Source organism: Streptomyces sp. NPDC018019, from assembly GCF_044327805.1.
In the GTDB taxonomy this organism is placed as follows: domain Bacteria; phylum Actinomycetota; class Actinomycetes; order Streptomycetales; family Streptomycetaceae; genus Streptomyces.
The window spans coordinates 157,831-174,978 of the sequence record NZ_JBIRGD010000019.1 but is presented as its reverse complement, the minus strand read 5'-3'; the positions used below and the strand labels follow the sequence as shown (position 1 = coordinate 174,978).

The 17,148-nt window shown below is 70.4% G+C and carries 16 protein-coding genes; all 16 read left to right on the top strand.

The genetic code is table 11. From position 1 onward, the window contains the following. Positions 1–51: 51 nt before the first annotated feature. The 16 genes from rho (at position 52) to ACH4FX_RS28610 (ending at position 17,148) form a co-directional block, all read left to right on the top strand. Positions 52–2,070, top strand: coding sequence for a transcription termination factor Rho (gene rho / locus ACH4FX_RS28685; RefSeq protein WP_398483717.1), 2,019 nt, complete (start codon positions 52–54; stop codon positions 2,068–2,070). A 374-nt stretch (positions 2,071–2,444) separates the two neighbouring features. Further along, positions 2,445–3,572: an LCP family protein gene (locus ACH4FX_RS28680; RefSeq protein WP_398483715.1), complete on the top strand. Its 1,128-nt coding sequence runs from the start codon at positions 2,445–2,447 to the stop codon at positions 3,570–3,572. 198 nt (positions 3,573–3,770) lie between these two features. Beyond that, entirely contained in the window at positions 3,771–3,995 is a 225-nt protein-coding gene (gene rpmE / locus ACH4FX_RS28675) for a 50S ribosomal protein L31 (protein WP_398483713.1), read from the top strand. Positions 3,996–4,182: 187 nt separating this feature from the next. After that, entirely contained in the window at positions 4,183–5,262 is a 1,080-nt protein-coding gene (gene prfA, locus ACH4FX_RS28670; RefSeq protein ID WP_398350685.1) for a peptide chain release factor 1, read from the top strand. A 133-nt stretch (positions 5,263–5,395) separates the two neighbouring features. After that, a complete protein-coding gene (gene prmC, locus ACH4FX_RS28665; protein ID WP_030017734.1) occupies positions 5,396–6,235 on the top strand; it encodes a peptide chain release factor N(5)-glutamine methyltransferase in 840 nt (279 codons plus the stop codon). A gap of 53 nt (positions 6,236–6,288) precedes the next feature. Further along, positions 6,289–6,936 carry an L-threonylcarbamoyladenylate synthase gene (locus ACH4FX_RS28660; protein ID WP_003981321.1) on the top strand — a complete coding sequence of 216 codons (648 nt, stop codon included), beginning with the start codon at positions 6,289–6,291 and terminating at the stop codon, positions 6,934–6,936. Beyond that, a complete protein-coding gene (locus ACH4FX_RS28655; RefSeq protein WP_030681156.1) occupies positions 6,933–7,595 on the top strand; it encodes a low molecular weight phosphatase family protein in 663 nt (220 codons plus the stop codon). The genes ACH4FX_RS28660 and ACH4FX_RS28655 overlap by 4 nt, the downstream gene beginning before the upstream one ends. Before the next feature lie 501 nt (positions 7,596–8,096). Continuing rightward, positions 8,097–9,431: a serine hydroxymethyltransferase gene (glyA, locus tag ACH4FX_RS28650; protein WP_398483711.1), complete on the top strand. Its 1,335-nt coding sequence runs from the start codon at positions 8,097–8,099 to the stop codon at positions 9,429–9,431. A 100-nt stretch (positions 9,432–9,531) separates the two neighbouring features. Further along, positions 9,532–10,914, top strand: coding sequence for an MraY family glycosyltransferase (locus ACH4FX_RS28645; protein WP_398483709.1), 1,383 nt, complete (start codon positions 9,532–9,534; stop codon positions 10,912–10,914). Positions 10,915–11,205: 291 nt separating this feature from the next. Continuing rightward, complete coding sequence (locus ACH4FX_RS28640; RefSeq protein ID WP_398483707.1) at positions 11,206–11,643, top strand: hypothetical protein; 438 nt, start codon at positions 11,206–11,208, stop codon at positions 11,641–11,643. 279 nt (positions 11,644–11,922) lie between these two features. Further along, positions 11,923–12,720 (top strand): F0F1 ATP synthase subunit A, encoded by a 798-nt coding sequence (gene atpB, locus ACH4FX_RS28635; RefSeq protein ID WP_053696258.1) that lies wholly within the window; start codon positions 11,923–11,925, stop codon positions 12,718–12,720. 81 nt (positions 12,721–12,801) lie between these two features. After that, positions 12,802–13,041, top strand: coding sequence for an ATP synthase F0 subunit C (gene atpE, locus ACH4FX_RS28630; RefSeq protein ID WP_003981314.1), 240 nt, complete (start codon positions 12,802–12,804; stop codon positions 13,039–13,041). 62 nt (positions 13,042–13,103) lie between these two features. Next, a complete protein-coding gene (locus ACH4FX_RS28625; protein ID WP_398483751.1) occupies positions 13,104–13,652 on the top strand; it encodes a F0F1 ATP synthase subunit B in 549 nt (182 codons plus the stop codon). After that, positions 13,649–14,464, top strand: coding sequence for a F0F1 ATP synthase subunit delta (locus tag ACH4FX_RS28620; protein ID WP_398483705.1), 816 nt, complete (start codon positions 13,649–13,651; stop codon positions 14,462–14,464). Before ACH4FX_RS28625 ends, ACH4FX_RS28620 begins: the two co-directional genes overlap by 4 nt. Positions 14,465–14,614: 150 nt before the next feature. Continuing rightward, positions 14,615–16,207: a F0F1 ATP synthase subunit alpha gene (gene atpA, locus ACH4FX_RS28615; protein WP_398483703.1), complete on the top strand. Its 1,593-nt coding sequence runs from the start codon at positions 14,615–14,617 to the stop codon at positions 16,205–16,207. A gap of 20 nt (positions 16,208–16,227) precedes the next feature. Beyond that, positions 16,228–17,148 carry a F0F1 ATP synthase subunit gamma gene (locus ACH4FX_RS28610; RefSeq protein ID WP_398483701.1) on the top strand — a complete coding sequence of 307 codons (921 nt, stop codon included), beginning with the start codon at positions 16,228–16,230 and terminating at the stop codon, positions 17,146–17,148.

Sequence of the window (17,148 nt, the reverse complement as noted above, 5' to 3'; positions counted from 1 at the left end):
ACCGGTCGCCGAGCCAGACAGGCCGACGCCCGCTCCAGGGAAGGACCCTTCGTGAGCGACACCACCGATCTGATGGGCGTACGCACCGATGGCAGTGCCACCGCGCCCGCCACGGACGCTCCCGCCGCGCCTGCGCGGCGCCGCCGTTCCGGCACCGGCCTGGACGGCATGGTCCTGGCAGAGCTGCAGCAGGTCGCCTCCAGCCTCGGTATCAAGGGCACCGCGCGGATGCGCAAGAGCCAGCTGATCGAGGTCATCAAGGAGAAGCAGGCCCAGGGCGCCGGCACCGCCGCCAAGGGCGACGCGCCCGCAGAGACCGAGACCAAGCCCAAGCGCCGGGCGACCTCCAAGACCCGTACGGGTGAGGACGGCGACGCCAAGGCCACGGGCAAGGCGGCCGAGAAGGCCGCCGACCAGCCCGCCGGGCAGCAGCAGATCGACATCCCGGGCCAGACCGGCGAGGAGCCCACCGGCGAGCGCCGCCGGCGCCGCGCCACCGCCGCCGCGGGCAGCCCCGACGGCGCCGCCGAGGCGAAGGCCGAGGGCAAGGCCGAGCCGAAGGACGGCAAGGACGGCAAGGCCGAGGCCGCCGCCGACAGCGCCGAGGGCCGCCAGGGCAAGGGCGACCGCCAGGACCGCGGGGACCGTCAGGACCGCGGCCAGAAGGGCGACCGCCAGGGCCGTGGCGAGCGCGGTCAGCGCGACCGCCGCAACAAGAACAACGACGGCGGCGACGGCGGCAACCAGCAGGGCGGCGGCAACCGCCAGCGCGACAACCGCGACAACCGCGACAACCGCGACAACCGTCAGGACGACGACGACTTCGAGGGCGGCCGCCGTGGCCGCCGCGGCCGCTACCGCGACCGCCGGGGCCGTCGCGGCCGGGACGACTTCGGCAACGAGCCGCAGGTCTCCGAGGACGACGTGCTGATCCCCGTCGCGGGCATCCTCGACATCCTCGACAACTACGCGTTCATCCGGACCTCCGGCTACCTGCCGGGCCCGAACGACGTGTACGTCTCGCTCGCCCAGGTCCGCAAGAACGGCCTGCGCAAGGGCGACCACGTCACCGGCGCGGTCCGCCAGCCCCGCGAGGGCGAGCGGCGCGAGAAGTTCAACGCGCTGGTGCGCCTGGACACCGTCAACAGCGTCGCGCCCGAACAGGGCCGTGGCCGCCCGGAGTTCGGCAAGCTGACGCCGCTGTACCCGCAGGAGCGGCTGCGCCTGGAGGGTGAGCCGGGCGCGCTGACACCGCGGATCATCGACCTGGTCGCACCGATCGGCAAGGGCCAGCGCGGTCTGATCGTGGCCCCGCCGAAGACCGGCAAGACCATGATCATGCAGGCGATCGCCAACTCGATCACCCGCAACAGCCCCGAGTGCCACCTGATGGTCGTCCTGGTCGACGAGCGTCCCGAAGAGGTCACCGACATGCAGCGGTCGGTCAAGGGCGAGGTCATCTCCTCGACCTTCGACCGCCCCGCCGAGGACCACACCACCGTCGCCGAGCTCGCCATCGAGCGCGCCAAGCGCCTGGTGGAGCTGGGGCACGACGTGGTCGTCCTGCTGGACTCCATCACGCGTCTGGGCCGGGCGTACAACCTCGCCGCCCCGGCGTCGGGCCGCATCCTGTCCGGTGGTGTCGACTCGACCGCGCTGTACCCGCCGAAGAAGTTCTTCGGCGCCGCGCGCAACATCGAGGACGGCGGCTCGCTGACCATCCTGGCCACCGCGCTGGTCGAGACCGGCTCGCGGATGGACGAGGTGATCTTCGAGGAGTTCAAGGGCACCGGCAACATGGAGCTCAAGCTCGACCGGAAGCTCTCGGACAAGCGCATCTTCCCGGCGGTGGACGTGGACGCGTCCAGCACCCGTAAGGAAGAGATCCTGATGGGCAGCGACGAGCTGGCCGTCGTCTGGAAGCTGCGCCGGGTGCTGCACGCCCTGGACCAGCAGCAGGCCATCGAGCTGCTGCTGGACAAGATGAAGCAGACGAAGTCCAACGCGGAGTTCCTGCTCCAGATCCAGAAGACGACCCCCGGCATGGGCAACGGCAACGGCAACGACTGACGCCGGACCCCGCCGGCGGCCCGCCGGCGCTCGTACGAACGCCGGACGCGGCCGTGGCCGCACGGCACAGCCCTCCTGGTCACCTCGGTGGCCGGGAGGGCTTCGTGCTGCCCGAAGAACCCGCAGATTGTTGTCTTGCGCACACGTGGACGGCTGGCGGAGGCCAGCACTCCGCTTTCCGGTCCCGGGCGAAAGTCCTGGTCACCCGGCCAGAAGTCGATGTGTTCCGGAGTGGCGGCGGGCCGGTTTCTAAGAATGGCGCTCAATCCCGTTGTGCAACCCTTCCGGTCTACCCCCCGTCTTTCAAGGCGCAACAAACCGTGGCCGAACGGTGACGGTGAGGGGCAGCCGAGCGACCGAGGACTGAGGAGCAGATGGCGGACGACAGCAGGGCCGCGAACCCGGCCAAGAGCCGTTCCCGCGGCATACGTGCCACGGGCCGCCGGCGCAAGGGCCCGACCCGGCGCCGCCGCGCCCTGACGATCACCGTGTGCGCGCTGGTCAGCTGCGTACTGCTCGGCGGCGCGGGGCTGGGCTACGTCTACTTCAAACTCAACGGCAACCTGAAGGGCGTCGACATCAACGCCGCCCTGGGCAAGGACCGGCCGAAGGACAACGACGACGGATCGATGGACATCCTCGTCATGGGCTCGGACTCCCGGGCGGGCGCGAACAGCGCGTACGGCACCGACGAGGGCGGCGCCCGCTCGGACACCGCGATGATCGTGCACGTCTACAAGGGCCACAAGAAGGCCAGCGTCGTCAGCATCCCGCGCGACACCCTGGTCCAGCGCCCCGACTGCACCACCAAGGACGGCAAGAACGTACCGGGCGCGCGCAAGGCCATGTTCAACACCGCCTTCGAGGCCGGTGGGCCGGCCTGCGCGGTCAAGACCGTCGAGGCGATGAGCGGCATCCGCATGGACCACTTCGTCGAGGTCGACTTCACCGGCTTCAAGAAGCTCATCGACGCCCTCGGCGGCGTGGACATCACCACCACCAAGCCCATCCACGACAACAAGAGCCACCTGGACCTGGAGCCCGGCAAGCACACCCTCAACGGGGAGCAGGCCCTCGGCCTGGTCCGGACCCGGCACGGCGTGCCCGGCGGCGACGGCAGCGATCTGGGCCGCATCCAGCTCCAGCAGACGTTCATCAAGGCGCTGATGAACCAGGTCAAGAACATCGGGCTGCTGTCGAACCCGACGAAGCTCTACGGCATCGCCGACACCGCCACCAAGGCCATCACCACCGACACCGACCTGAACTCGGTCAACGCGCTGATGGGCCTGGCCAAGGAGATGGGCGGCATCGGGTCGGACAACATCGACATGGTCACCCTGCCGGTGACCTACGACCCGAAGAACCCGTCCCGTGTGCTGCCGCTGGACAAGCAGTCCCGGCAGGTCTGGGACGCGCTGCGCCAGGACCAGGACATCCCCACCGAAGCGATCAAGGATTCCGCAGGTGACAAGGGCGGAACCGCGGGTTACGTGAAATAGACGAACCGTTTCCGCAAGGCCGTCGGCGCCCTCCCGCGAGGCCGTCGGCGGTTTTCCGCACGCCCCCGGGAATACCTCCGGGCCGACCCCGGTTTTGGGAGATGAGGCCAGTCCTGGCAGACTGGACCGTCGGCCCCGGTTCACGTGTGGCGCAATCAGCGGCACGACCCGGAGCCCTCCCGAACCTAGGAGAATCCCTTGAAGCGCGACATTCACCCGGAGTACGTCGAGACCCAGGTCAGCTGCACCTGTGGCGCGTCGTTCACCACCCGTAGCACCGTTGCCGGCGGCACCATCCGTGCCGACATCTGCTCCGAGTGCCACCCGTTCTACACGGGCAAGCAGAAGATCCTCGACACCGGTGGCCGCGTGGCCCGCTTCGAGGCCCGCTTCGGCAAGAGCGCCGGCTCCGCCAAGAAGTAGCGACCCGCAAGGCGCCGGTTCCGTCCCGCCCCTGTCGAGGGGCGGCCGGACCGGCGTTTTGTCGTCCAGGCCACGACTCCGCCGGAGGCCCGTGGCCGCGGCCGGCGGCCGCACAGGTGCCGGCAACCGGGACCCCCTCGGGAGTCCGGGAACCCCGGAAGACACAGCCAGGTGAGGAACCCCCACGATGTTCGAGGCGGTCGAGGAACTGATCGGCGAGCACGCCGACCTTGAGAAGCGACTGGCCGACCCCGCGGTCCACGCCGACCAGCGCGAGGCCAAGCGGCTCAACAAGCGCTATTTCGAACTCACCCCGATCATCGCGGCGTACCGTGCCTGGAAGCAGACCGGCGACGACATCGGGACGGCCCGCGAACTGGCCGCCGACGACCCGGACTTCGCCGACGAGGTCAAGGACCTCGAAGCGCGCCGCGAGGAGCTGACCGAGAAGCTGCGGCTGCTGCTCGTCCCGCGCGACCCCAGTGACGACAAGGACGTCATCCTGGAGGTCAAGGCGGGCGAGGGCGGCGAGGAGTCCGCGCTGTTCGCCGGCGACCTGCTGCGCATGTACCTGCGCTACGCCGAGCGGGTCGGCTGGAAGACCGAGATCCTGGACGCCAACGAGTCCGACCTCGGTGGCTACAAGGACGTCCAGGTCGCCGTGAAGACCAAGGGCGGCAACGGCGCCACCGAGCCCGGCCAGGGCGTGTGGGCCCGCCTGAAGTACGAGGGCGGGGTGCACCGCGTCCAGCGGGTGCCCGCCACCGAGTCGCAGGGCCGCATCCACACCTCCGCCGCCGGTGTGCTCGTCACGCCCGAGGCCGAGGAGGTCGAGGTCGAGATCGGCCCGAACGACCTGCGCATCGACGTCTACCGCTCGTCCGGCCCCGGCGGCCAGTCGGTCAACACCACCGACTCCGCCGTACGCATCACCCACCTGCCCACCGGCATCGTCGTCTCCTGCCAGAACGAGAAGAGCCAGCTCCAGAACAAGGAGCAGGCCCTGCGCATCCTGCGCTCGCGGCTGCTGGCCGCCGCCCAGGAGGAGGCCGAGAAGGAGGCGTCGGACGCCCGGCGCAGCCAGGTGCGCACCGTCGACCGCTCCGAGCGCATCCGGACGTACAACTTCCCGGAGAACCGCATCTCGGACCACCGCGTCGGCTTCAAGGCGTACAACCTGGACCAGGTCCTCGACGGCGAGCTCGACCCGGTCATCCAGGCGTGCGTGGACGCCGACTCGGCCGCCAAGCTGGCAGCGGCCCAGTAGGTCCCCGGTGGCCCCCAGCACCCGCCCAGCAAGCCCGTAGAACGCCCGTAGAACGAGCCGGAGGAACAGCGTGCCGTCGCCTTCCGGGGGACACGACCCCCAGCGGCCCCGCCGCGGGCCCAGCCCCCGCACCGTGCTGCTCGCCGAGGTGGCGCAGGCCACCCAGCGGCTGGCCGACGCCGGCGTGCCCTCACCGCGCTTCGACGCCGAGGAACTCGCCGCGCACGTGCACGGCGTCAAGCGCGGCGAACTGCACCGGGTCCCCGACGCGGACTTCGACGCCCGCTACTGGGAGGCCGTCGCCCGCCGCGAGGCCCGCGAGCCGCTCCAGCACATCACCGGGCGCGCCTTCTTCCGGTACCTGGAGCTGCACGTCGGCCCCGGCGTGTTCGTGCCCCGCCCGGAGACCGAGTCGGTCGTCGGCTGGGCGATAGACGCCGTACGGGCCATGGACGTCGTCGAACCGCTCATCGTGGACCTGTGCACCGGCTCCGGAGCCATCGCGCTCGCCCTGGCGCAGGAGGTGCCGCGCTCGCGGGTGCACGCCGTGGAACTGTCCGACGAGGCCATGCAGTGGGCGCGCAAGAACGTCGAGGGGTCCCGCGTCGTTCTCCAGCAGGGCGACGCGCTGACCGCGCTCCCCGAGCTGGACGGCCAGGTCGACCTGGTCATCTCGAACCCGCCGTACATTCCGCTGACCGAGTGGGAGTACGTCGCACCCGAGGCGCGCGACCACGACCCCGAGCTCGCGCTGTTCTCGGGCCAGGACGGCCTGGACACGATCCGTGGCATCGAACGGACCGCGCACCGCCTGCTGCGGCCCGGCGGCGTGGTGGTCATCGAGCACGCCGACACCCAGGGCGGCCAGGTTCCGTGGATCTTCACCGAGGAACGGGGCTGGGCCGACGCGGCCGACCACCCCGACCTGAACAACCGGCCCCGCTTCGCCACCGCGCGCAGGGCGACGCCATGACGAGCCCGGCCCCCACGAGTCATCTGTACGTTCCGCACGAGGAGGTCCGTTAAATGGCACGGCGTTACGACTGCAGCGACGCGACCGACCGCGCGACCGGTCTGCGCGAGGCCGCATCGGCCGTCCGCCGCGGCGAGCTGGTCGTGCTGCCGACCGACACCGTCTACGGCATCGGCGCGGACGCGTTCAGTGCCCAGGCCGTCGGTGACCTGCTGGAGGCCAAGGGCCGCGGGCGCGGCATGCCCTCGCCGGTGCTCGTCGGCTCCCCGAACACCCTGCACGGCCTCGTCACGGACTTCTCCGAGCAGGCGTGGGAGCTGGTCGACGCCTTCTGGCCCGGCGCGCTGACCCTGGTCGCCACCCACCAGCCGTCGCTGACCTGGGACCTGGGGGAGACCCGCGGCACGGTCGCGGTCCGTATGCCGCTGCACCCGGTCGCCATCGAGCTGCTGACCGAGTTCGGCCCGATGGCCGTCTCCAGCGCCAACCTCACCGGGCACCCGTCGCCGCAGGACTGCGACGCGGCCCAGGAGATGCTCGGCGACTCCGTCTCCGTCTACCTGGACGGCGGCCCGACCCCCGCCGCCGTACCGTCCTCGATCGTGGACGTCACCGGCCCGACGCCGCTGCTGCTGCGCGCGGGCGCGATCAGCGCGGAGGAGCTGCGCAAGGTGGCTCCCGGGCTTGAGGTGGCGAATTGATTGCGCCCCTCGGGCGTGGCATAGCGGGACCCGGCGAGGACAGCTACCGCACCTTCCGCATCCTCCACGTCAGCACCGGCAACGTATGCCGCTCGCCCATCACCGAGCGGCTGCACCGGCACGCCCTCGACCTGCGCCTGGGCGCGGACCGCGGCGGGCTGATCGTGGAGAGCGCCGGCACCTGGGGCCACGAAGGCGCGCCCATGGAGACCCACGCCGCCACGGTTCTGGCCGATTACGGAGCGGATCCGGCCGATTTCACCGGCCGCGAGCTGCTGGACGAGCACGTCATCCGGGCCGACCTCGTGCTGACCGCCACCCGCGACCACCGCGCCCAGGTCATCTCCATGGGCCATTCGGCCGGGCTGCGGACCTTCACGCTGAAGGAGTTCAACCGGCTGGTGCGGGCCATAGACCCGGCGACGCTGCCCGAGCCCGACCCGGCGCTGCCCGGCGGCGGGCTGGTCGAGCGCGCCCGCGCCCTGGTCGGCGCCGCCGCCGCCCTGCGCGGCTGGCTGCTGGCGCCCAACCCGGAGGCGGACGAGGTCTACGACCCGTACGGCGCGCCCATCACCTTCTTCCGCTCCATCGGCGACGAGATCAACCAGGCTCTGGACCCCGTGGTGACGGCGCTGACGGGAGTTCCGGCCCGCGCCTGAGGTCTGGGGCGGCGGGCCCGGGAAAGGCGCTCTGGAGGGCTGTGGAGGCCGCGGAGGGCCGTTGGGCCGCCGGTCCGGGCGCTTGGCCCGCGTCCTCCTGGGTAAGCCCCCGCTGGGGGGATGATCGCGTTCGATTCGCCCTGTAGGGCCGTCGCGGAGCCCGTGGGCGGTGCGCAGAGGCCCGTCGTATCGCAGGCCCGGAGGCTTCGCCCCCGTCACCCCCGGGTAAGCCCCCGCTGGGGGAACGATCGCGTTCGATTCGCCCTGTAGACGCGCAGCCGACGCCGGCCCCGTCCGCGTCCCCGGCCCTGCCCCGCCCGCGTCCCCGGCCCTGCCCCGCCCGCGTCCCCGACCCGGCCTCGACCTCGGTCCGGTGGTCCCGCCCGGACCCCGGCCCCGGCTCAGGCTCCACCCCCGCCCCGACCGGCACACCCGTCGCGCCCGAACGTCGTACCGCGCCTACATTGGGAGCACGTCCCCGTACGAGGCCCGGAGCACGCCATGCCCGCCACCACCGCGTCATCCCGGAGCGACACCACCGCTGCCCGGCGTACGGCCGCCGAGCCCGGGGTCGAGGAGACCGGCGCCCCGCCGCCCTGGACCCCCGACTTCCCTGGGCTGCTGGACCAGGACCCCGAGATCGCCGGGGTGCTGCTGGCCGAGGTGGCCCGGCAGGGCGACGGGCTGCAGCTCGTCGCCGCCGAGAACTTCGCCTCCAGGGCCGTCCTGGCCGCCCTCGGTTCCCCGCTCGCCAACAAGTACGCCGAGGGCTATCCGGGCGCCCGGCACCACGGCGGCTGCGAGGTCGTGGACCTCGCCGAACAGCTCGCCGTGGAGCGCGCCAAGGCCCTGTTCGGCGCCGAACACGCCAACGTCCAGTCCCACTCCGGGTCGTCGGCCGTGCTGGCCGCCTACGCCGCCCTGCTGCGCCCGGGCGACACCGTCCTGGCCATGGCGCTGCCGCACGGCGGGCACCTCACCCACGGCTCCCCGGCCAACTTCTCCGGCCGCTGGTTCGACTTCGCCGGCTACGGCGTCGATCCGCGCACCGGGCTGCTGGACTACGACGAGGTGCGCGCGCTGGCCCGCAGCCACCGCCCCAAGGCCATCGTCTGCGGCTCGATCTGCTACCCGCGGCACCTGGACTACGCCGTCTTCCGCGAGATCGCCGACGAGGTGGGCGCCTACCTCATCGCGGACGCCGCCCACCCCATCGGGCTGGTCGCCGGGGGCGCCGCGCCCAGCCCGGTCCCGTACGCGGACGTGGTGTGCGCCACCACCCACAAGGTGCTGCGCGGCCCCCGCGGCGGCATGATCCTGTGCGGCGCCGGGCTGGCCGAGCGCATCGACCGCGCGGTCTTCCCCTTCACCCAGGGCGGCGCCCAGATGAACGCGGTCGCCGCCAAGGCCGTCGCCTTCGGCGAGGCCGCCACCGACGCCTTCGCCGGCTACACCCGGCAGGTCGTCGCCAACGCGCGGGCGCTGGCCGGCTCGCTGGCCGCGGAGGGACTGCCGGTCACCACCGGCGGTACGGACACCCACCTGATCATCGCCGACCCGGCACCGCTGGGCGTGGACGCGCGTACCGCCAGAGGGCGTTGCGCGGCGGCCGGCATCGTGCTGGACACCTGTGCCCTGCCGTGCGCCGCCGATCCGTCCGGCCACCGCCCCGGCCTGCGGCTGGGCGCCGCCGCCCTGACCACCCAGGGCATGGGAGAGGAGGAGGCGGTCCGCGTGGGCGCGCTGATCGCGGCGGCCGTCCGGGAGGACCCGGGGACCCGCGCGGCGACCGCGGCACTGGTCCGGCGCTTTCCCCCCTATCCCGATCAAATCTAGGGACCTGCAACCGTTCGGGGGCCGGGGTTGTCTTCCCTTACGTTCACGGATAGGGGGCGGACACGCATATGGTGTGTGGCTGTGATGGCCAGCGATACCAATGGGGCAGCCCGTGCGTGAATACCTGCTGACGCTGTGCGTCACGGCCGCGGTCACTTACCTGCTGACCGGGCCGGTACGGAAATTCGCCATCGCCGCCGGTGCGATGCCGGAGATCCGCGCGCGCGACGTGCACCGCGAACCCACCCCGCGCCTCGGCGGCATCGCCATGTTCGGCGGGCTGTGCGCGGGTCTGCTGGTCGCCGCCCACCTCTCCAACCTCAAGTCCGTCTTCGAGCACTCCAACGAGCCGCGCGCGCTGCTGTCGGGCGCGGCGCTGATCTGGGTGCTGGGCGTGCTGGACGACAAGTGGGGCGTGGACGCGCTCGTCAAGCTGGGCGGCCAGATGATCGCCGCCGGTGTGATGGTCCTTCAGGGCCTGACGATCCTGTGGATTCCGGTGCCGGGCATCGGCACGGTCTCGCTGAGCCCTTGGCAGGGCACGCTTCTGACGGTCGCTCTGGTCGTCATCACCATCAACGCCGTCAACTTCGTGGACGGTCTGGACGGGCTGGCCTCCGGAATGGTGTGCATCGCCGCCGCAGCCTTCTTCATGTACGCGTACCGGATGTGGTTCGGGTACGGCATCGAGGCCGCCGCGCCCGCGACGCTGTTCTCCGTCGTCCTGATGGGCATGTGCCTGGGCTTCCTGCCGCACAACATGCACCCGGCCCGGATCTTCATGGGCGACTCCGGCTCGATGCTGATCGGGCTGGTCATGGCGGCCGGCGCGGTCTCGGTGACCGGTCAGGTGGACCCGGACCTGCTCAACCTGAAGGCGGGCGGTGTCCGCGAGGCGACCCACGCGATGGTGCCGGTCTACATCCCGCTGCTGCTGCCGCTGACGGTCATCGCGGTGCCGGTCGCCGACCTGGTGCTGGCCATCGTGCGCCGTACGTGGAAGGGCCAGTCACCGTTCGCCGCGGACCGCGGCCACCTGCACCACCGGCTGCTGGAGATCGGTCACTCGCACAGCCGGGCCGTCCTGATCATGTACTTCTGGTCCGCGCTGATCGCCTTCGGCGCCGTGGCGTACTCGGTCAACAACGCGAGTGTGTGGGTCGTGATGGGCATCGTGCTGCTGAGCGCGATCGGGCTGGTGCTCCTGCTGCTGCCGCGGTTCACGCCGCGGGCGCCGCGCTGGATGGAGTGGATGGTGCCGCCGCGGTACCGGCGCAGCATGCAGGCGGCGGCGGTGGCGGGGGCCGCCGAGGAGAGTGCGGCGATCGACGAGGCCGGGCACCTGGACGGGGGGCGGACGGCGGATGCGGAGGGCGCCCCGGAACGGGAGCGGCAGCCGGTGCCGGCGGGCATCAACGGGGCCACCGCGATCGGTGACCGGTCGCGCTTCACCGACCGCCGTAAGGCCGGAAGTCATCGCTGAGACACGTTTTCGCTCGTACGAGCGATGTTCGAAAATTACCCCAAATGGGTCCCGTAGCAGACAGAACGCCTCGCTGTCCCGCTCCAACGCGCGGATTACCGCTCACGTGTGACGGGCAGCACACCGAGCAGGTAAAGACCTCATCAAATAGTTTGTGATACCGTTCACGAAACCCGGCGACAGAGCCGAAGGACCGGAGTGCGACGGTCTTTCGGCCTCAGGTTCTCCCTCAGGCCGGGTCTACGCTCGTCCCTGACGACACCACCCCCATTTTCCTGACGGAGCGCCGCCATGCAGTCCACTGACGCCCGCCTACTTGCCAATGTCTCCGTGCCCTCGCTTGCCGCCGGCGCCATCGGCGTCGCGATCAGCGCTGCGGTCGCGGGCGGGCAGGGAGCGCTCGGTGCTGCCATCGGCACGGTGCTGGTCCTGGTGCTGATGGGGTCGGGCCTGGTGGTCCTCCAGCAGACCGCGAAGCGGCTGCCGGATCTGTTCCAGATGATGGGACTGCTGCTGTACGCCGTACAGATCCTGGCGGTCGCGATCTTCATGATCGCGTTCAAGGACACCACGCTCTTCAACGTCAGGGCGTTCGCCTTCACCTTGCTCGCGACGGTTCTGGTGTGGATCGCCTTCCAGGCCCGCAGCTATATGAAGGCAAGGATTCTCTACGTGAATCCCGATTCCGCCGAGTCCAAGAAGGCGGAAACCACGGGGTCCCGGACGTGACCCGTAGGGCCGGAATAAATGCCCACGCCAGAGCCTGCTATCGTCCGGTGCCAACTGCGGCGCAGTCGGCGCAGGCGGCCGAGCTTCCAGGTCCCGAGTCAGGGGACCGGTTGCGCGCACGGCCCATGCCTGTGATCCGGACCGGCCCCGCGCCGATCAGCCGCCCCCCAATCCGTAAGACCAGTCCAGTGCCGCACCGTGGCTCAACGCCGCGCCGACACAACGAGGTTGCCGTACCCATGCGCCACGCTGAAGGAGCTCGCGGTGAGTGCTGAAACGATGCTCGCCCTCGACACGGAGTGCCACCTCTTCATCCCGGGGTGTGGCTTCGAGGCCCCGGGCCTTCATTCGTTCGTCTTCGAGCCCCTTTTCACCATCGGTGGCTACGAGTTCAACAAGCCGATGCTGCTGGCTCTGGTCAGCACGGTCATCATCGTGGCGTTCTTCTGGGCCGCCTTCGGCCGCGCCAAGGTGGTGCCCGGCAAGCTGCAGATGATCGGTGAGGCGGGTTACGACTTCGTGCGCCGCGGGCTCGTCTACGACGCGCTCGGCAAGAAGGAGGGCGAGAAGTTCGTCCCCTTCATGGTCGCGCTGTTCTTCTTCGTGTGGATCATGAACTTGTGGTCGATCATCCCGGTCGCCCAGTTCCCGGTGACCTCGGTCATCGCGTTCCCCATGGGTCTGGCCCTGGTGGTCTACATCACCTGGCTCGTGCTGACGTTCAAGAGGCAGGGCTTCGTCGGCGGTCTGAAGAACCTCACCGGCTACGACAAGTCGCTCGGCTGGGTCCTCCCGCTGATCATGTTCCTGGAACTGCTGCAGCACCTGATCATCCGGCCCTTCACGCACGCGGTCCGGCTGTTCGCGAACATGTTCGCGGGCCACATGCTCATCCTGATGTTCACGGTCGCCAGCTGGTACCTGCTGAACGGCATCGGCATCGCCTACGCGGGCGTCTCGTTCCTCATGACCATCGTGATGACGGCCTTCGAGCTGTTCATCCAGGCCATTCAGGCGTACATCTTCGTGCTCCTGGCCTGTAACTACATCCAGGGCGCGCTCGCCGAGCACCACTGAGCCCCCGGGCACCCCAGCAGTCCCCACCAGACGTCCGGTGGCCAACCCCCACCGGTCCATGAAAGAGAAGGAAGACACGGCATGTCCGCGACTCTCGAACTCGCCGCCGGCCTCAAGGGCAACGTCGCTTCGATCGGCTACGGCCTCGCCGCCATCGGCCCCGGCGTCGGCGTCGGCATCATCTTCGGTAACGGCACCCAGGCCCTGGCCCGTCAGCCCGAGGCGGCCGGCCTGATCCGTACCAACCAGATCATGGGCTTCGCCTTCTGCGAGGCGCTCGCCCTCATCGGCATCGTCATGGGTTACGCGTACCCGTCCTAATCACGGAACGCACCGACGACGCCACTTAGACGGAAGGCATTGATGTGAGCGCCCTGGTGAACATGGCGGCGGAGGTTCCTGAGAACCCCCTCGTCCCGCCGATTCCAGAGCTGGTCATCGGCCTGATCGCTTTCTTCGTCGTCTTCGGCTTCCTCGCCAAGAAGCTCCTCCCGAACATCAACAAGGTTCTGGACGAGCGCCGCGAGAAGATCGAAGGCGGTATCGAGAAGGCGGATGCCCTACAGGCCGAGGCCCAGCAGGTCCTGGAGGACTACCGGTCCCAGCTCGCCGACGCGCGCCACGAGGCCGCCCGGCTGCGCCAGGAGGCGCAGGAGCAGGGAGCGACGCTGATCGCCGAGATGCGTGCCGAGGGCCAGCGGCAGCGCGAGGAGATCATCGCGGCCGGTCATGCCCAGATCGAGGCGGACCGCAAGCAGGCCGCGCAGTCGCTGCGCCAGGACGTGGGCAAGCTGGCCACGGAGCTGGCGGGCAAGCTGGTCGGCGAGTCCCTTGAGGACCACGCCCGCCAGAGCCGGACCATCGACCGCTTCCTCGACGAGCTCGAGGCCAAGGCGGCGTCGGACTCGACGAAGGCAGAGGCCGGCCGATGAATGGAGCGAGCCGCGAGGCACTGGCCTCCGCACGCGAGCAGCTCGACGCGCTGACGGACAACACCACCGTCGACGCGGCGAAGCTCGCCGAGGAGCTGGCTGCCGTCACCGCTCTGCTCGACCGCGAGGTGTCGCTGCGTCGGGTCCTCACCGACCCGGCGCAGGCCGGCGAGGCCAAGGCCGAGCTGGCCGGGCGGCTGCTGGGCAGCCGGGTCGGCGGCGAGACCGTCGACCTGCTCTCCGGCATGGTCCGCTCCCGCTGGTCGCGCTCGCGCGACCTGGCGGACGCGACCGAGGAACTGGCGTACTCCGCCGACCTCGTCGCGGCGCAGCGGGCGGGCGCCCTCGACGACGTCGAGGACGAGCTGTTCCGGTTCAACCGGATCGTCGCCTCGTCGCACGAACTGCGCGCGGCGCTGACCGACCGCACCGCGCAGGGCCCGGCCAAGGCCGAGCTGCTGCGTTCGCTGCTGGGCGGCCGGACCAACCCGGTCACCGAGCGCGTCGTGGTCCGGCTTGTCGCACAGCCGCGGGGCCGTAGCCTGGAAGCGGGGCTGGACGCCCTGTCCAAGCTGGCCGCGGCGCGCCGGGACCGGATGGTCGCGGTGGTCACCTCCGCGGTTCCGCTCAGCGACACCCAGCGGCAGCGCCTCGGCGCGGCACTGGCGTCGGTGTACGGACGGCAGGTCCACCTGAACCTCGACGTGGACCCGGAGGTCCTCGGCGGCATTCAGGTCCGGATCGGCGACGAGGTCATCGACGGCACCATCGCGGCCCGCCTCGACGAGGCGTCGCGGCGGATGGCCGGCTGACCCACCCACCAACTCAAGAAGTAGAACGGCGGCCCGAGTTGGGCCGTGGACGCAGTGACATCACGGGGGCAACCGCCCCTGCCTGCGGCGGGGGACGTGCATGACCCCCGTAAACGACGACGGGCCCAACAAGGAGAGCAGGGAACCCAGATGGCGGAGCTCACGATCCGGCCGGAGGAGATCCGGGACGCGCTGGAGAACTTCGTCCAGGCGTACAAGCCGGACGCGGCCTCGCGCGAGGAGGTCGGGACGGTCAGCGAGGCCGGTGACGGCATCGCGAAGGTCGAGGGTCTTCCCTCGGCGATGGCGAACGAGCTGCTGAAGTTCGAGGACGGCACCCTCGGTCTCGCGCTGAACCTGGAAGAGCGCGAGATCGGTGCGGTCGTCCTCGGTGAGTTCAGCGGTATCGAAGAGGGCCAGCCGGTGCGCCGCACCGGTGAGGTGCTCTCGGTCCCCGTGGGCGAGGGCTACCTCGGCCGCGTAGTCGACCCGCTGGGCAACCCGGTCGACGGCCTCGGCGAGATCGAGTCCGAGGGCCGCCGCGCCCTGGAGCTCCAGGCTCCGGGCGTCATGGTCCGCAAGTCGGTGCACGAGCCGATGCAGACCGGCTACAAGGCCGTGGACTCGATGGTGCCGATCGGCCGTGGCCAGCGTCAGCTGATCATCGGTGACCGCCAGACGGGCAAGACCGCCCTGGCCGTCGACACGATCATCAACCAGCGTGACAACTGGCGCTCCGGCGACCCGAAGAAGCAGGTCCGCTGCATCTACGTCGCCATCGGCCAGAAGGGCTCCACCATCGCGTCCGTGCGCGGCGCGCTGGAGGAGGCCGGTGCCCTGGAGTACACCACCATCGTCGCCGCCCCGGCGTCCGACCCGGCGGGCTTCAAGTACCTGGCGCCCTACACCGGCTCGGCCATCGGCCAGCACTGGATGTACCAGGGCAAGCACGTCCTGATCATCTTCGACGACCTCTCCAAGCAGGCCGACGCCTACCGCGCCGTGTCCCTGCTGCTGCGCCGCCCGCCGGGCCGTGAGGCGTACCCGGGTGACGTCTTCTACCTGCACTCCCGCCTGCTGGAGCGCTGCGCGAAGCTCTCCGACGACCTCGGTGCCGGTTCGATGACCGGTCTGCCGATCGTCGAGACCAAGGCGAACGACGTCTCGGCGTTCATCCCGACCAACGTCATCTCCATCACCGACGGCCAGTGCTTCCTGGAGTCCGACCTGTTCAACGCGGGCCAGCGCCCGGCGCTGAACGTCGGTATCTCCGTCTCCCGCGTCGGTGGCTCCGCCCAGCACAAGGCCATGCGCCAGGTGTCCGGCCGGCTCCGCGTGGACCTCGCCCAGTTCCGCGAGCTGGAGGCGTTCGCCGCCTTCGGTTCCGACCTGGACGCGGCGTCCAAGGCCCAGCTCGCCCGTGGTCAGCGCATGACCGAGCTGCTCAAGCAGAGCCAGTACGCGCCGTACCCGGTCGAGGAGCAGGTCGTCTCCATCTGGGCCGGCACCAACGGCCACATGGACGACGTCCCGGTGCAGGACATCCGCCGCTTCGAGCGCGAGCTCCTGGACTGGATGGGCCGCGAGAAGAAGGAGCTGCTCACCAGCATCGCCGAGGGCGCCAAGATGTCCGACGACACCCTCCAGGCGCTCGCCGACACCGTCACCGCCTTCAAGCAGCAGTTCGAGACCTCGGACGGCAAGCTTCTCGGTGAGGACGCACCGGTCAGCACCGCCAAGTGACGACGGAAGGGACCTGACCAATGGGAGCCAAGCTCCGGGTCTACAAGCGTCGCATCCGCTCCGTCACCGCGACCAAGAAGATCACCAAGGCGATGGAGATGATCGCCGCCTCGCGCATCGTCAAGGCGCAGCGCCAGGTGGCGGCATCGACGCCGTACGCGAGTGAGCTGACCCGCGCGGTGACGGCGGTTGCCACCGGATCGAACACCAAGCACGCCCTGACGACCGAGGCGGACAACCCGACGCGGGCCGCGGTGCTGCTCATCACGAGCGACCGCGGTCTGGCCGGCGGCTACTCCTCCAACGCCATCAAGGCCGCCGAGCAGCTCACCGAGCGGCTCAAGGCCGAGGGCAAGGAGGTCGACACCTACATCGTCGGCCGCAAGGGTGTCTCGTACTACGCCTTCCGTGAGCGCAAGGTCACGGAGTCGTGGACCGGCTTCACCGACAGCCCGACGTACGCGGACGCCAAGGCGGTCGCCGGGCCGCTGATCGCCGCCGTCCAGCAGGACACGGCCGAGGGCGGCGTGGACGAGCTGCACATCGTCTACACCGAGTTCGTCTCGATGATGACGCAGACGCCGGTCGACAACCGGCTGCTGCCGCTCAGCCTCGAAAAGACGGCCGAGGAGGCGCAGGCGTCGTCCAAGGGCGAGATCCTGCCGCTGTTCGACTTCGAGCCGTCGGCGGAGGACGTCCTGGACGCCCTGCTGCCGCGGTACGTCGAGTCGCGCATCTACAACGCGCTGCTGCAGGCCGCCGCCTCCAAGCACGCCGCCACGCGGCGGGCGATGAAGTCGGCGACCGACAACGCGGAAGAGCTCATCAAGTCGCTCTCGCGGCTTGCCAACGCGGCCCGCCAGGCCGAAATCACCCAGGAAATCAGCGAGATCGTCGGTGGCGCGAGCGCACTGGCCGACGCGACCGCGGGGAGTGACTGA

What these genes read in the sequence shown, in the direction of transcription:
- glyA (WP_398483711.1), top strand. Translation starts at nt 8,097, where the DNA reads ATGCCCGCCACCACCGCGTCATCCCGGAGCGACACCACCGCTGCCCGG.
- ACH4FX_RS28620 (WP_398483705.1), top strand. Translation starts at nt 13,649, where the DNA reads ATGAATGGAGCGAGCCGCGAGGCACTGGCCTCCGCACGCGAGCAGCTC.
- ACH4FX_RS28680 (WP_398483715.1), top strand. Translation starts at nt 2,445, where the DNA reads ATGGCGGACGACAGCAGGGCCGCGAACCCGGCCAAGAGCCGTTCCCGC.
- ACH4FX_RS28625 (WP_398483751.1), top strand. Translation starts at nt 13,104, where the DNA reads ATGGCGGCGGAGGTTCCTGAGAACCCCCTCGTCCCGCCGATTCCAGAG.
- atpA (WP_398483703.1), top strand. Translation starts at nt 14,615, where the DNA reads ATGGCGGAGCTCACGATCCGGCCGGAGGAGATCCGGGACGCGCTGGAG.
- prfA (WP_398350685.1), top strand. Translation starts at nt 4,183, where the DNA reads ATGTTCGAGGCGGTCGAGGAACTGATCGGCGAGCACGCCGACCTTGAG.
- atpE (WP_003981314.1), top strand. Translation starts at nt 12,802, where the DNA reads ATGTCCGCGACTCTCGAACTCGCCGCCGGCCTCAAGGGCAACGTCGCT.
- atpB (WP_053696258.1), top strand. Translation starts at nt 11,923, where the DNA reads ATGCTCGCCCTCGACACGGAGTGCCACCTCTTCATCCCGGGGTGTGGC.
- ACH4FX_RS28645 (WP_398483709.1), top strand. Translation starts at nt 9,532, where the DNA reads ATGGGGCAGCCCGTGCGTGAATACCTGCTGACGCTGTGCGTCACGGCC.
- ACH4FX_RS28610 (WP_398483701.1), top strand. Translation starts at nt 16,228, where the DNA reads ATGGGAGCCAAGCTCCGGGTCTACAAGCGTCGCATCCGCTCCGTCACC.
- ACH4FX_RS28660 (WP_003981321.1), top strand. Translation starts at nt 6,289, where the DNA reads ATGGCACGGCGTTACGACTGCAGCGACGCGACCGACCGCGCGACCGGT.
- ACH4FX_RS28640 (WP_398483707.1), top strand. Translation starts at nt 11,206, where the DNA reads ATGCAGTCCACTGACGCCCGCCTACTTGCCAATGTCTCCGTGCCCTCG.